This window comes from Nonomuraea salmonea (assembly GCF_042428605.1).
GTDB lineage: Bacteria > Actinomycetota > Actinomycetes > Streptosporangiales > Streptosporangiaceae > Nonomuraea > Nonomuraea salmonea.
This window is the reverse complement of the sequence record NZ_JBHMCF010000003.1, coordinates 650,968-665,448: the sequence shown is the minus strand read 5'-3', so window position 1 is coordinate 665,448 and position 14,481 is coordinate 650,968. Positions and strand designations below refer to the sequence as shown.

Here is a 14,481-nt window from a genome sequence, read left to right as displayed (position 1 = left end):
TTCCTAGAGGCGGCCGGCGGCCTTCAGCGCCAGGTAGGCGTCCGCGAGCGCGGGCGCGATGTCGTCCGGTGGCGCGTCCACGACCTCGACCCCGTGCCTGCGCAGCCGGGCCGTGATGCGCCTGCGCCCGAGCCTCGCCTGCTCGGCCGCCGCCGCGTCGTAGACCTGCTCGGCCGTGTCGCGGCGCTCGGCCATGGCCGCCACGCTCGGGTCGGACACCCCGGCCACCAGCACGAGGTGCCGCGAGGAGAGCTGCGGCAGCACCGGCATGAGCCCCTCGTCCATCGCCGCCGGGTTGAGGTCGGTCAGCAGCACGACCAGGCAGCGCCGCTTGGCCCGCGCGAGCACGGCCGCGACCATGCCTTGGGCGTCGGCCTCGACCAGCTCGGCCTCGATCGGCGCCATCACGTTGACCAGCGACGACAGCAGCTCGGTGCGGGACGCGCCGCTCACCCAGGCGCGTACGGCCCGGTCGTGGGCCAGGAAGTCCACCTGGTCACCGGCGCGGGCGGCGAGCGCGGCCAGCAGCAGGGCGGCGTCCATCGACCAGTCGAGGCGGGGCCAGCCGGGCGCGGGCGGCGCGTCGGGGCGTGCCAGCAGGCCGCCGCCGCCGGGCTGCGCCCCGGCCAGTGGCACGGGGGCGGCGCCCACCCGGCCCGCCGAGGTGCGTCCCGTGTCGAGCACGATGAGGACGCGCCGGTCACGTTCGGGCCGCCACGTCCGTACGACGACGTCGTGCCGGCGCGCGGTGGCCCGCCAGTCGATCGAGCGCACGTCGTCGCCCACCACGTATTCGCGCAAGGAGTCGAACTCGGTGCCCTGGCCGCGGACGAGCGCCGGGTGCTGCCCGTCGAGCTCGCGCAGCCGGGCCAGGCGGGAGGGCAGGTGCTTGCGCGACAGGAACGGCGGCAGCACGCGCACGGTCCAGGGGGACTGGTGACTGCCCTGGCGGGCGGCCAGCCCCAGCGGGCCGACCGAGCGCACGGTCACCGCCACCGACGACCGGTCGCCGCGCCTGGAGGGGGAGAGCGTGATGGTGATCTTGCGGCGTTCGCCGGCCGGCACGTCGAGGGGCGCCACCCTGGGAGCCGCGCCCGCGGAGGGCGGCCAGGCGTCCCTGAGCGCGCCGCGCACCCGCCGGCCGCCCGGGTTCTCCACCACCAGCTCCACGGTGGCCCGCTGGCCGAGCCGCAGCAGCGTGTCGCCCGAGCGGTGGAAGCGCAGCGGGCGTACGGCGCCGGCGAAGGCCAGGTCGATCACGATGCCGGCGGCCAGCAGCAGGCACACCCCGGCCAGCGCGGCCCCCGGTTGCGGCGCGAACAGCACCACCACGATCCCGATCGCCGCCAGCAGCCCGGCACGTCCGGTCAACGCCATCGGCACACCCGCCCTGCGAGTCCGGTGGCCGGCATCAGCGCGGGACCGGGACGGAGGCGAGGATGCCGTCGAGCAGGCCGTCGGCGGTCGCGCCCTCCAGCTCCGCCTCGGGGCGCAGCTGCACGCGGTGCCGCAGCGCGGGCCTGGCCAGCGCCTTGACGTCGTCGGGCGTGACGTACGCGCGGCCTGACAGCCACGCCCACGCCCGCGAGGCCGCCAGCAGCGCCGTCGCGCCTCGGGGCGAGACGCCGAGCTGCAGCGAAGGGGAGCTCCTGGTGGCGCGGGCGACGTCGACGATGTAGCCGAGCACTTCGGGCGCCACGTGCACGGCGGCCACCGCCTCGCGCCCCGCCGCCAGGTCGGCGGCCGACGCGACGGCCTTGACCTGCGACAGGTCACGCGGGTCGAAGCCGAGCGCGTGGCGTTCGAGCACCGTGATCTCCTGCTCGCGCGGCGGCAGCGGCACGGTCAGCTTCAGCAGGAACCGGTCGAGCTGGGCCTCGGGAAGCTGGTACGTGCCCTCGTACTCGACCGGGTTCTGCGTCGCGCACACCACGAACGGGTCGGGCAGCTCGCGCGCCGCGCCCTCCACGCTGACCTGCCGCTCCTCCATCGACTCCAGCAGCGCCGCCTGCGTCTTCGGCGGCGTACGGTTGATCTCGTCGGCGAGCAGCAGGTTCGTGAACACCGGCCCTTCACGAAACTCGAACTGCGCGGTCTTCGTGTCGTAGATCAGCGACCCGGTCACGTCGCCCGGCATCAGGTCGGGGGTGAACTGCACGCGCTTGAAGTCGAGCGACAGGGCGGCGGCCAGCGTACGGACCATCAGCGTCTTCGCCACGCCAGGCACGCCTTCCAGCAGCACGTGCCCCCTGCACAGCAGCGCGATGACCATGCCCGTCACCACCGCGTCCTGGCCGACCACGGCCTTGGACACCTCGGCGCGCAGCGCGCTCAGCGCCTCCCTGGCCGAGTCGCCGCCCTGCTGTGGCGCGCGGTATGTGCTGTCAAAGCTCACTGACGGTCCTTTCGATGGAGTCCAGATAGCGGGCCAGCGCCACCAGCCCCGCGTCGTCCTTCGGCGGCGGGCCGTAGAGCGCGTCGCCGACCAGGTGGGCGTCCTCGCCCGTACGGGCCGCGAGCGCGGCCACCACCTCGTGCCTGCCCGCGCCCGATGCGAGCCCCAGCCGGGGCGTCAGCCGGTCGATCGTGCCCGCGCGCAGCGCGTCCGCCGCACGTTCCCTGGCGCGCCTGGCGCGGTAGAGCCGGCCCCTGCCCTCCACGGTCTCGGCGGCCCTGACCACGACGGGCAGCTTCTCCGCCACCACCGGGCCGAGGCGGCGGCCCCGCCAGAACGCGGTGACCAGCACCGCGATGGCCGCCATGTAGATGGCCCAGCGGATGCTGCCCGGCATCAGGTCGTACATCGAGGCGCCGCGCTCGCCCGGCAGGGCGGACGGCGGCGGGGTCTCCGGGCGGACGACCCAGATGACCGGTTTGCCGGTGCTGACGAGGTTGAGCGCCAGCGCGGCGTTGCCGTCCTCGGCCAGGCGCTGGTTGGTCATGAACGAGCCGTCGCCGACGACCGTGATCGTGCCGCCGCCGTACGGGTAGCGCACCAGCGCGTGCCCGTCGTCGGCCGGGTAGCAGGCGGTCGCCCCCGACGGGCCGCGCAGCCGGAGGCCGCCCAGGTAGGCGCTGCCCGCCGCGGTCGCCGCCGGCAGCCCGCACTCGGGCTCGCGCGACCTGGTGCGGGCCGCTTGGCCCGGCTCGATCTGGATCCCCGGGGCGAGTGCGCTCAGGCCCGGCACGGCGCCGACGATCACCCGGTCGCCCGGGACCCTGGCCAGGGCGTACTGGTCGATGAAGGTGGTGTCGGTGACCAGCAGCAGCCGGTCGCCCGCCGCCCCCTTGGCCGCCGCGGCCTCCGCGGTGTCGACCCGCTCGACGGTCACCCCCTGCTTGCGCAGCAGCTCGGCCAGCGCCTTGGAGCCGGACAGCGAGGTGTCATCGGGGTCGAGCGGCCGTGACGGGCCCGAGTCGCCGGACAGCAGCACGGACAGCACCCCGAAGAGCACCGCGATGATCCCGAGCAGCACGAACAATCGCCCGGCCCGCCAGGCGGAGCGCGCGGTCGGCGAGGTGGAGTAGGACGTGCCTGGGGTGGTGAGGCTCACGGGCGAGCCCCCGTCGGTCCAGCGGGACCCTCAGGGCCGGCGGGGCCCATGGGGCCAGGGCCGGCGGGGCTGTCAGGGCCGGAGGGGCCATTGAGAGTGTGAGAGCCGGTCGAGCCGGTCGAGCCGGTGGGGCCGGTGGCGGCCGTTACCAGGGCGACCGGGCGGGCTTGGCGAAGGCGGTCGTCCAGGCTCGCCATCGTCTCGTACGCCTCCCTGGTGCCCGCCACCCCGCCGTAGGTCACGTCGTCGAACGAGCGGGCCGCGGCGGCGAGTTCCCCGGCGAAGGCGGGCAGCGCCAGGGCGGCTTCGGCGGCGAGCTCGTCGGCCGTGCGCCCGGGCAGACCGTCGACCAGCGCGCGTTCCTCCAGGTCGCGGGCGATGGCGCGGAGCCGTTCCTGCAGAGCCTCCGTCCAGCGGCCCTCCGCGGCGAGACGCTCGGCGGCCTGGCGGTGCTGGACCGCCGTCATGGCCTGCGCGCCGAACAGGGCGCCGTCAGGCGCGGTGTTGCGGCGGGAGGACTTGCGCAGCCGCCAGCCGATCAGCGTGATCACGCCGAGGATGATCGCCGTGATCACGATGGCCGCGATGACGCCGCCCGTCGTGCCGCCGCCGGTGGCGACGTCGATGATGTCGCCGAGGAACTGCGTGACCCGCCGGTAGATCAGGTCGAGCAGCGGCTCCCTCGCGTAGTCGGGGTGGAGGAGCTCTTCCGCGGCCCGCCGCGCTGCCTCCTCCCGATCGATCGGGCTCACGACCGCGCGGAGTTGCTCGGGTGCCACAACTCGTCGGCCGAGTCGTGCACCCAGCCCTGGCGCTGCTGCTCGATGGCCGCCGTCTGCAGCACGAGGTCGAACGCCTCACTGCGCATGCGGCGGTCGGCGTACAGCAGGCCGGACACGCCGGCTTCGAACGGGTAGGTCAGCATCGAGCCGAGCATGGTGCCGAGCGCCAGCAGCACGGCGGCCAGGACGGTGGTCGCGATCGAGTCGGCGCCGAGCATGCCGAACAGGGTGCCGGCCATCGTGAACGGCACGGTCAGGATGCCCGCCACGAGCCCGACCAGCAGGGTCGTGAGCAGCAGGATGCCGAACACCCGCCAGAAGTCGCCGGTGACGAGCTGCCACGAGCGGCGCATGGCGTCGATGGGCCCCCGGCCCTCCAGCACCACGGCGGGCGAGGCGAACGCGAAGCGGGTCCTGAAGAACAGGTAGTAGCCGACGTACAGGATGAGGAACAGGATCGTCGCCCCGAACAGCCACCCGAGGTCGGACGCGCTGGCGTTGAGCGCGAGCGCCACCATGATCAGGGTGAACACGATCAGCGGCACGATCATGATGACGGCCATCAGCCCCACCACCCCGAACAGCGCGGGCACCCGGCCCTTGACGAGCCGCCAGGCCTCGCCGGCGCTGAGGTTGCCGCCGAAGACGGCCCGGCCGAGTATGCGGGTCAGCACGCCGGTCAGCAGCGTGACCACGACGAACTGCACGGCGTAGGAGATGAGTGTGCCGCCGTATTGGCCGATGACGCCGTAGACGCTGTTGAGCTGGGCCTCGGCGGCGCCGGTCGGGTCGTCGAGCGCGACGCGGGTGGCGTCGATCACGAACGCCTGCCCCACGGCCAGCGGGACGGCGGCGATCAGGGCGGCGATGGCCGACAGGCCGAGCACCGCCTTGGGGTTGGACCTGATCAGCTTGATCGTGCCGTCGAGGATGTCGCCGAGGCCGAGCGGGCGCAGCGGGATGATGCCGGGCCGCAGCGCCGGCGGGTGCGGCATGTGAGGGCCGTAGGGCGGCTGCTGCCCATAGTGCTGCGCGTACTGTTGCCCGTATTGCTGCCCGTGCTGCTGGTACGGCGGGGGCGGCGGATAGGGAGCGTGCGGCCCTTGCGGCGCCTGCTGGTGCGGCGGACCGCCATGGGGCCCCTGGTGCGGCGAGCCGGGCGCGGTCCAGGGGGAGGCCGGCGGGGCGCTGTAGGGCGGGGGCTGTTCGGCCGACCAGCCTGATGGCGTCTCGGGCGTGGGACCGTGACCGTCTGACATATCCCAATCCTGGCATGCGGGGCCGAGGGTTGCGTCACGGAGCGGAATCGCCGCCTCATCTTGACCGCATTGGCTGACGAATCGGGGCAAGGTTCGCGTCCAGGGATGGCCGAAAGTCGCCTTGTTACCGCAGACTGAGATTGCGGTCGCGGGGGCGGACCTAAAATTCGCCTTTTGTAGGGCTCAGGTCACACTCATGGGTCGACCAAGGGTAACCTTCAGCGATCGTGCGGGTATGTCCCACAATGCGTAGAACGAATGAGGGGCCATGAAAGGTCGCGTGCTGGTCGTCGACGACGACGCCGCTCTCGCCGAGATGCTGGGGATCGTGCTGCGAGGGGAAGGCTTCGAGCCGTCATTTGTCTCCGACGGCGACAAGGCCCTCGACGCGTTCCGGGATACACGCCCGGACCTGGTGCTGCTCGACCTGATGCTGCCGGGAGCCGACGGCATCGATGTCGCGCGCAGGATCAGGGCGGAGTCGGGGGTTCCGATCGTCATGCTCACGGCGAAGAGCGACACGATCGATGTGGTGCTCGGCCTCGAGTCGGGCGCCGATGACTACATCGTCAAGCCGTTCAAGCCGAAGGAGCTGGTCGCCAGGGTGCGGGCGCGGCTGCGCCGCACCGATGAGCCGACCCCCGAGATCCTGCAGATCGGCGACATCACCATCGACGTGGCGGGCCACTCGGTCAAGCGCGGCGAGGAGACCATCAACCTCACGCCGCTGGAGTTCGACCTGCTGGTGGCGCTGGCCCGCAAGCCGCGCCAGGTCTTCACCCGCGAAGTGCTGCTCGAGCAGGTGTGGGGCTACCGCCACGCCGCCGACACCCGGCTGGTCAACGTCCACGTGCAGCGGCTCAGGGCCAAGATCGAGAAGGACCCCGAGCACCCCGAGATCGTCGTGACGGTCCGTGGCGTGGGCTACAAAGCCGGCCCGGCCTGACCCTCGTTCCGCTCCGCCATGCCCCCGACGACGAGACCTAGAACCCGCAGACGGACGCTTCGCCAGATCCTCGGCGGCGTCCGCCGGCGGGTTCGGCGTGCGGCGGGCAGGACGCGGAGCGTCTGGCGGCGCTCGCTCCAGCTCCAGGTGGTCACCAGCACGCTGGTGATCTCGGTGATCGTCGTGGTGGTGCTCGGCACCTTCCTGTACGGCCAGATCTACCGCTCGGTCGTCGACAGCAGCACCCAGTCGGCCACCAACGAGGCGTTCACCGACCGATTGCAGATCGCCGACGCGCTGGCCCCCGAGACCGACGACCCCGCCCAGTCCACCGACTCCGGCAAGCAGGGTGTGGTCAACCGGCTCGACGAGGTCATGAACACCGTCGCAGGCACCGGCGAGGACGGCTCTGGCAAGCGCTACGACGTGCTGATACTCAACCTGACGACCCCGGGGGAGTCGCGGGCGTCCGGCAACGTCGTGCCCGCCAACGTGCCCGAAGGGCTGAAGCAGAGCCTGCGGCGCAACATCAAGAACCACCGCTTCGACAAGACGGTCGCGTCGATCCAGACGATCAAGTTCTCCGGCGAGAGCCAGCCGAGGCTCACGTTCGTGGTGGTCGGCGCCGTGCACCAGCCGGACGGCCGCAACTACGAGGTCTACCACTTCTTCCCGATGACCGAGGAAGAAGAGATGCTCTCCAACGTCCGGCTGGCCATCGTCGTGGTGGGGCTCGGGCTGGTGATGCTGCTCGCCGCCATCGCGTACCTGGTGGCCAGGCAGGTCGTCACCCCCGTACGCCTGGCCCGCCAGGCCGCCGAGCGCCTCGCCGCCGGCAAGCTGGACGAACGGCTCAAAGTGCGTGGCGAGGACGACCTGGCCAGGCTCGCGAACTCGTTCAACGAAATGGCCGCCAACCTCGCGCTCAAGATCCACCAGCTCGAAGAGCTCTCCCAGGTGCAGCGGCAGTTCGTCTCCGACGTCTCCCACGAGCTGCGCACCCCGCTCACCACCGTCCGCATGGCCGCCGACCTGCTCTACGACGCCCGCGAGGACTTCGACCCCATGGCCTCGCGCTCGGCCGAGCTGATGCAGGCCCAGCTCGAACGCTTCGAGTCGATGCTGGCCGACCTGCTGGAGATCAGCCGCTACGACGCCGGCGCCGCCACCCTCGACCTCGACCCCGTCGACATCCGCGACGTCGTGCTGCGCGCCATCGGCGACTCCGAGGCCCTCGCCGAGCGCCACTCCACCCGCTTCGAGCTGCGGCTGCCCAACGAGCCCTGCATGGCCGAGATCGACAACAGGCGGGTCGAGCGCATCCTGCGCAACCTGCTGTTCAACGCCATCGAGCACGGCGAGGGCCGCGACATCGTGGTCACCGTGGGCGCCGACCGCGACGCCGTCGCCGTCGCCGTACGCGACCACGGCATCGGCCTCAAGACCGGCGAGGAGACGATGGTGTTCGACCGGTTCTGGCGGGCCGACCCGTCGCGGGCCCGCACCATCGGCGGCACCGGGCTCGGCCTGGCCATCTCCCGCGAGGACGCCACCCTGCACGGCGGCTGGCTCCAGGCGTGGGGCCAGCCCGGCGAGGGCTCCCAGTTCCGGCTCACGCTGCCGCGCACGGCCGGGGCCGACCTCAAGGGCTCGCCGCTGTCGCTGGTGCCGCCCGAGATCGAGATGCGGCGTACGTGGCGGACCTCCATGACGCCCGTGCTCCTGCCCGCCTCCGCAGACGGGGCCGGTCATGACGAGGACTAGACGGCTGGCCGCGATGGCCCTGCTCGCGGTCGTCGCCGTGCTGGCGGGGTCCGGATGCTCGGTCATCCCGGTGAGCGGGCCGTACACGGTGAACGACGAGGGCGCCGGCGACCCGCTGACCAAGCCGTTCCAGCGCATGATCGCCATCGGGCCGCAGCGGGCCTGGGGGCCCATGGAGACGTTCAGGGGCCTGCAGAGCGCGATGGCCGCCTACCCCGAGGACCCTGCCGTCCTGCAGCAGTACCTGACGCCGCAGGCGCGGCAGAAGTGGAGCGCCGCCGGGCCTGTGACGGTCATCGAGGACCTGTACGAGGTCGTGCCGCCCGCCTCGATTGACGGCACCGAGCCCACCATGAAGATCACCGTCAAGGGCCGGTGGGTGGCGCAGATCAACGAGGACGACTCGTACAAGCCGACCGCCGGGCCCTGGTCGCAGGACTTCGAGCTGGTCAGAGACCCGGGCGGCGGCTTCCGGGTCAACAGCCTGCCCCAGGGGCTGCTGCTGACCGCCGCCGACGTCGCCCGCGCGTACCGGCCGACCAACCTCTACTACCTCGGCCGCGACGGGCAGCCGCCGCTGGTCGTCGACCGCGTACGCCTGCGGCTCAAGACCACCGAGACCTACGCGCAGACCGTGCTGAAGCGGCTGCTCAAGCCGCCGACCGAGGCCCTGCGCGGCGCGGTCACCACCGGTTTCCCGCCCGGCAGCGCGATCGAGTCGATCCGCTCGGGCGAGGAACGCGTCGTGATCAACCTCTCCGGCGACTTCGACGTGCTCGACCTGAGCGCCGAGGACGCCCTGCGCGCCCAGATCAGGCACAGCCTCAACAACAACGAGATCGCCAAGGGCCGCATCCTCGAGGTCCAGGTGGACGGCGAGCCGTACATCACCGACCGCCCCAACACCGAGGACAGCTGGCTCGGCGACGGCGGCGAGCGGGCCTACTACGTCAGCCGCGGCGCCCTGCACTACCTCGGCCAGGACGGCGCCGCCGGCGCCGTCGCGGGGGCGGCGGGCGAGCAGCGCGACGGCTACTCCGACTTCGCCGTCTCCAAGGACGCCGGCGGCGTCTCGGTCGCCGCGCGCACCTCCACCGGCGTCTCGGTCGCCGGGCTCAGCCCCGACGGGCGCTGGCAGCAGGTCATCCAGGGCGCCGACCTCACGCCGCCGACCTGGCGCAGGGACGGCACCCTATGGACGTACGACCGCAAGAACGCCGACCTGCTGCGTTACGACCCCAAGAGCGGCCGGGGCCCTGACATCGTCCCCACGCCCAAGCAGCTCGTCGGCCTGAACATCACCGGGCTGCGCATCGCCAGGGACGGCGTGCGCGTGGTGGTCACCATCGACGACGAGACCGTCCAGATCGGGGCGCTCATCGGCGAGGGCGGCGGGGTCGAGCTGGGCAACCTGCAGTCCCTGACCACCACCGAGGGCAGCGACCAGATCACCGACGTGGCCTGGGCCGACGACCTGCGGCTGCTGGTGCTGGTGGAGAGCAAGGCCGGGCAGATACTCAACGAGATCAACGTGGGCGACGGGCAGACCAGCGGCGTGCCGCTCAAGGACCGCGTCACCTCGCTCGCCGCCCTCAACGATCGCATCCTGGCGGCGGTCGGCAGCGGCGGCGACGCCAAGATCCTCGAGCTCAACCAGGACCGCCAGACCTGGACCGCCAAGATCGAGTCCGACGCCGCCGAACCCCTGTTCCCCCTGGGCTGACGACGCGCTCTCCGCAGCGGAATTGTCGGTGGCGGGGGGCATGCTGGGCCGCGTGCTGAGCGACGTACTCGATCTGGTGTTGCCCGCCTCCTGCGCGGGGTGCGGGGCGAAGGGGGCGTCGTGCTGCGGCCGCTGCCAGGCCGCGCTCACCGCCGCGCCCGCGCGGCGGGTCCCCGTGCCGGCGCCGGCCGGCCTGCCCGACTGCTGGTCGGCGGCGCCGTACGACGGGGTGGTCCGCAGGATGATCCTGGCCTACAAGGAGCGGGGAGCGGTCGCGGTGGCAGGGGCGCTGGCGGACGCGATCGCGCTCACGGCCGTGATGGCGCTCGGGCGGGTGCGGGGCGGCTTCGCCGTGGTGCCCGTGCCCAGCTCGCGGCGGGTGCGAAGAGGAAGGGGGCACGACCCCGTGGGGCGGCTGGCGGTGCTGGTGGCGGCCCGCCTGCGGGCGTCCGGGCTGGCGGCCGAGGTGTGGACGGGCCTGGAGCAGGCGCGCGGCGTGACCGACCAGTCGGCCCTGAGCGGCACGGAGAGGGCCGCCAACCTCGCGGGGTCCCTTGAGGTCCTACACGCCGCGAGAACGCCTCCAGGAGCCTTTGCGCTGCTCGTGGACGACATCGTCACGACGGGGGCCACGCTCGCCGAGGCGGCGCGGGCATTACGAGCGGCGGGCGTGCGAGCGCCGCTGGCCGTGACCGCCGCCGCGACACGCCGAAGATCTTGAAGATTATTACGGTCACCGTCCGTGAGAAAAGATCGTTTTCACCAACCGCCCATGAGGTCACATGTCTCTGTCCTGTCACCCCTGTGCCCCACTCCGGACACACGGGACCTGCTTCCGCACAAGGGATCCCGACCGGTTGGCCCATGCATCGCACGTCGCTTACCCACCCAGGGAAAACCACGGAAAGTGATCCTTCGGGCAAGGCTCCGGCTGACATTCGTGCTGGATGCGGATAGCGTTCTGACATGGCACCCGTTCGGGTCCGTGGTTGCGCAGGGTCGGGGTCCCCGGCTCTGCTAGCCGATGCCAGCCGCAGGCAAAACGGTCCACGTAAGGCGACTCTTTGTCGACCGATCACGGTGCGGCTTAGGGGTAAGTCCTGCCTTCCCGGGGGTCCAGATGTCCCCCGTCAGAAGAGAAGGGCAGTAGTGGCGACAGCGCTGCGAGACCCTCAGCAGGCGAATGTGGGGTCGAAGACCAGGTCGGCCGGGCGGGTGCCGCCCGAGATCCCGGTGACGCGACGTCGGAAAGGGGAACGGTGAGAGAAAGGCGAACAGTGCACCCCGTCCGGCGCACCCGTCGTCGGGCGCTCTTGCTCAGTCGTTAGACCGAAGGGGGGCTGTTGCATGGACATCATCGTCAAGGGCCGGCACACAGGAGTGAGTGAACGGTTCCGCGACCACGTGACGACCAAGCTGGCCAGGATCGAACGTCTGGACAACAAACTCATCCGGGTCGATGTGGAGGTGTCGAAGGAACGCAACCCGCGTCTCGCAGGACAGCGCGAGCGCGTCGAGCTCACCATTCACTCGCGAGGGCCCGCGATCCGCGCCGAGGCGTCGGCCGACGATCGCTTCGCCGCCCTCGACCTAGCCCTCGACAAGCTGGAAGGCCGCCTCAGGAGGCTCGCCGACCGGCGGAAAGTCCATCACGGCAACCACTGCCCGCCCTCCGTGGCGGAGATCACCAGGACGCTCCCAGGCGCCGTCGAGCCGGCGCCGCGCACCCAGACCGCCGTCCCCCAGCAGGCCGAGGCCGAGCAGGACGAGCGGCAGGAGAAAAGCGATCAGCTCTACGACGACATCGTCCCGATCGAGATGGACGGCGACGGGCCGCTCATCGTCCGCGAGAAGTTCCACCGAGCCGAACCCATGACCATCGACCAGGCCCTGCTGGAAATGGAGCTGGTAGGACACGATTTCTACCTGTTCCGTGACAAGGAGAGCGGGCAGCCGTGCGTCGTCTACAACAGACGCGGGTACAACTACGGCGTGCTGCGGCTCGTAGAGCCCTGATCGCGCGCTGAAAGATCTTCTCGACCACCCGAGAACCGCCGGGTACATGCCATCATGGCGGTTCAACGGCTCTGGCCCCCCGACGAGGAGGAGACGTGAGCGAGCTCAGTCAGGCGCAGGTGAGCGAGCGAAACGAGGGAATGTCAGGCGCGAGGCGGATCAAGGAGGCCTCGTGACCGAGTCTGGCGAGTCCCGCACACAGGCGAGCGAGCCGATCCGCGTGCTGATCGTGGACGATCACGAGCTGATCAGGCGGAGCCTGGCACTGGCGCTGGCCGCGGAGCCTGACATCGAGGTGGTCGGTGAGGCGAGCGACGGGCAGGAGGCGGTCGAACTGGCCGATCGCCTCATGCCCGACGTCGCGCTCATGGACGTGCGCATGCCCCGGCAGGACGGCATCGAGGCCACGAAGGGCATCAAGGCCTCCGTCCCGAGCACCCGGATCATCATGCTCACGGTGAGCGACGAGGAAGAGGACCTCTTCGAGGCCATCAAGGCGGGAGCCACCGGCTACCTGCTGAAGGACGTCCAGATCAACGACGTACCCGCCGCGGTGCGGGGCGTGCACGAGGGCCAGTCGTTAATCAACCCGGCGATGGCGGCCAAGCTGATCAGCGAGTTCGCCAACATGAGCCGCAAGGAGGCCGAACGCCCGCCTCAGCTGCCCGTCCCCCGGCTCACCGACCGGGAGATGGAGGTGCTGCGGCTCGTCGCCAAGGGCATGAACAACCGGGAGATCGCCAAGCAGCTGTTCATCTCCGAGAACACGGTGAAGAACCACGTCCGCAACATCCTCGACAAACTGCAACTGCACTCGCGGATGGAAGCCGTGGTCTACGCGGTACGCGAACGCATGCTGGAAATCACCTGACCCCACCCGCCGCCCCCACCCTCAGCGACCAGACCGCCGGCAAGCGGCGCCTGCCCCTCCAGCAGCGTACGCACCGCATGCCGCCTCCCGGCGAGCACCACACCCGGTCGAGTGCGCGTCCGCTGAGGTCACGTTGTGCGTGGCTGGTGCGTCCCGCCTGCGCACGCCCTCGCCTTTGGTCTCGTCCGCGACACCGACGAGCCGACACTTACCTGCTATGCCCGGTGGTGCAGCCCAGTCCCTGAGGTGCGGCTGTGTGGCCCTGGGGTATGCAGCCCTACCCGTGACGCGCCACAGGGCTCGGCGGGTGGGGTCAGGGGGTGTTGAGGAGTGAGAGGAGTTCTGGGTCGGCGCGTTCGACGCGTACGTTGTCGCAGCCGACCCATGAGGCGGCTGACCACAGGGCCTCACGCATGGCGTCGGCCCACTTTCCTGCCGAGAGGCCCGGTTCGAGGCTGAGCTGGCGAGCCACCAGGGTCGAGCCTTCCCGTGCCGGGTCGACTCGGCCGATCAGGCGGCCGCCTGCGAGCACGGGCATGGTGAAGTAGCCGTGGACGCGCTTGTGCTTGGGGACGTACAGCTCAAGGGTGTAGTTGAAGCCGAAGACCCGCTCGGTGCGGCCCCGATGCCAGATCAGGGAGTCGAACGGCGACACCAGCGTGGTGCGGTGGCGGCCGCGGGGCTCGGCGGCCAGGGCGGCCGGGTCGGCCCAGGCGTTGGGCCGGCCGCGCTTGCCCGGCCAGCCGGCGACCGTCACCGGCACGAGCCCGGCCGCGCCGCTGTGGAGGGCCTCGTCGAGGATCTCGCCGAAGCGGCCCCTGACGCGGATGAAGTCGGTGAGGTCAGTGCGGTTGGCGACGCCGAGGCTGCGGCCCGCGATGGCGGTCAGGCGGGTGATGCACTCTTCGTCGGACGGCTCCTCGGCCAGCAGCTCCGGCGGGACGGCGCGTTCGGCAAGGTCGTAGACGCGGCGCCAGCCGACGCGCCGGGTGCAGACCAGCTCGCCGATGTCGAGCAGCCACTCCAGGCCGATCTTGGAGTCGGACCAGTCCCACCACGGGCCGCCGTTCTTTGCCCCGCCCACGTCGGACGTGGTCAGCGGGCCGAACTCGCGGGCCTGGTCGAGCAGCTTCTCGACCCCGTCGGGAACCTCGTGCCAGCGCTGCTTCCGCCGCCGGTAGGCCCGGCGGCGGAACGAGTAGAGGGGCCAGTGCTCGATGGGCAGGAGGCAGGCGGCGTGGCACCAGTATTCGAAGCTGAGCGCCGGGTCGTGCCAGTAGGCGCGCTCGACCGCCGGCCGGCCGACCGCGCCGAGCCTGGCGTAGGCGACCAGCTCGTGGGAGCGGGCGAGCACCGAGATGGTGTCGAGCTGCACGGCGCCCAGCCTGCGGAGCATGGTGTGCACCCCGCCCTTGCGCGCGTCGGCGCCGATCAGGCCCTGCGCGCGGAGGATGATGCGCCGGGCCTCGTCGGGGGTGAGGTCGATGACGTCGCTCATGTCTGCGGGTCCGTACGGCGATGCATGCGAGCAATCTAGCGGCGCCCACCGACAAAACCGCCCGCCCT

The 14,481-nt window shown here is 71.5% G+C and carries 12 protein-coding genes; 6 read left to right on the top strand and 6 right to left on the bottom strand.

Annotation, left to right across the window (positions count from 1 at the left end):
* Positions 1–3 precede the first annotated feature (3 nt).
* Genes ACFFR3_RS04185 through ACFFR3_RS04165 form a run of 5 tightly spaced genes read right to left on the bottom strand, consistent with a single transcriptional unit; the run spans position 4 to position 5,595 of the window.
* The gene (locus ACFFR3_RS04185) at positions 4–1,377 is read right to left on the bottom strand and encodes a DUF58 domain-containing protein (protein WP_364365302.1); all 1,374 of its coding nucleotides are present in this window, start codon (positions 1,375–1,377) and stop codon (positions 4–6) included.
* 34 nt (positions 1,378–1,411) lie between these two features.
* Positions 1,412–2,395 (bottom strand): AAA family ATPase, encoded by a 984-nt coding sequence (locus ACFFR3_RS04180; protein ID WP_345396589.1) that lies wholly within the window; start codon positions 2,393–2,395, stop codon positions 1,412–1,414.
* A complete protein-coding gene (locus ACFFR3_RS04175; protein ID WP_364365308.1) occupies positions 2,385–3,554 on the bottom strand; it encodes a DUF4350 domain-containing protein in 1,170 nt (389 codons plus the stop codon). The genes ACFFR3_RS04180 and ACFFR3_RS04175 overlap by 11 nt, the downstream gene beginning before the upstream one ends.
* Positions 3,551–4,306 carry a DUF4129 domain-containing protein gene (locus ACFFR3_RS04170; RefSeq protein ID WP_364365311.1) on the bottom strand — a complete coding sequence of 252 codons (756 nt, stop codon included), beginning with the start codon at positions 4,304–4,306 and terminating at the stop codon, positions 3,551–3,553. The genes ACFFR3_RS04175 and ACFFR3_RS04170 overlap by 4 nt, the downstream gene beginning before the upstream one ends.
* Complete coding sequence (locus ACFFR3_RS04165; RefSeq protein WP_364365314.1) at positions 4,303–5,595, bottom strand: DUF7847 domain-containing protein; 1,293 nt, start codon at positions 5,593–5,595, stop codon at positions 4,303–4,305. Before ACFFR3_RS04165 ends, ACFFR3_RS04170 begins: the two co-directional genes overlap by 4 nt.
* Before the next feature lie 268 nt (positions 5,596–5,863).
* On the opposite strand from ACFFR3_RS04165, the gene mtrA reads away from it, so the two are divergent.
* From mtrA to ACFFR3_RS04135, 6 genes are all read left to right on the top strand, one after another.
* Positions 5,864–6,541, top strand: coding sequence for an MtrAB system response regulator MtrA (gene mtrA / locus ACFFR3_RS04160; protein ID WP_043620615.1), 678 nt, complete (start codon positions 5,864–5,866; stop codon positions 6,539–6,541).
* An 18-nt stretch (positions 6,542–6,559) separates the two neighbouring features.
* The gene (gene mtrB / locus ACFFR3_RS04155) at positions 6,560–8,305 is read left to right on the top strand and encodes an MtrAB system histidine kinase MtrB (RefSeq protein ID WP_364365317.1); all 1,746 of its coding nucleotides are present in this window, start codon (positions 6,560–6,562) and stop codon (positions 8,303–8,305) included.
* Positions 8,292–10,028, top strand: coding sequence for an LpqB family beta-propeller domain-containing protein (locus ACFFR3_RS04150; protein WP_364365320.1), 1,737 nt, complete (start codon positions 8,292–8,294; stop codon positions 10,026–10,028). The genes mtrB and ACFFR3_RS04150 overlap by 14 nt, the downstream gene beginning before the upstream one ends.
* Positions 10,029–10,080: 52 nt before the next feature.
* Complete coding sequence (locus tag ACFFR3_RS04145; RefSeq protein ID WP_345396601.1) at positions 10,081–10,749, top strand: ComF family protein; 669 nt, start codon at positions 10,081–10,083, stop codon at positions 10,747–10,749.
* Between the two features lie 626 nt (positions 10,750–11,375).
* Positions 11,376–12,044: a ribosome hibernation-promoting factor, HPF/YfiA family gene (gene hpf / locus ACFFR3_RS04140; RefSeq protein ID WP_364365326.1), complete on the top strand. Its 669-nt coding sequence runs from the start codon at positions 11,376–11,378 to the stop codon at positions 12,042–12,044.
* A gap of 172 nt (positions 12,045–12,216) precedes the next feature.
* Positions 12,217–12,915, top strand: a complete 699-nt coding sequence (locus ACFFR3_RS04135) for a response regulator (RefSeq protein ID WP_364365329.1) — start codon at positions 12,217–12,219, stop codon at positions 12,913–12,915.
* Between the two features lie 313 nt (positions 12,916–13,228).
* Here ACFFR3_RS04135 and ACFFR3_RS04130 read toward each other — a convergent pair whose 3' ends face one another.
* The gene (locus tag ACFFR3_RS04130; protein WP_364365332.1) at positions 13,229–14,413 is read right to left on the bottom strand and encodes a winged helix-turn-helix domain-containing protein; all 1,185 of its coding nucleotides are present in this window, start codon (positions 14,411–14,413) and stop codon (positions 13,229–13,231) included.
* Between the last annotated feature and the right edge of the window lie 68 nt (positions 14,414–14,481).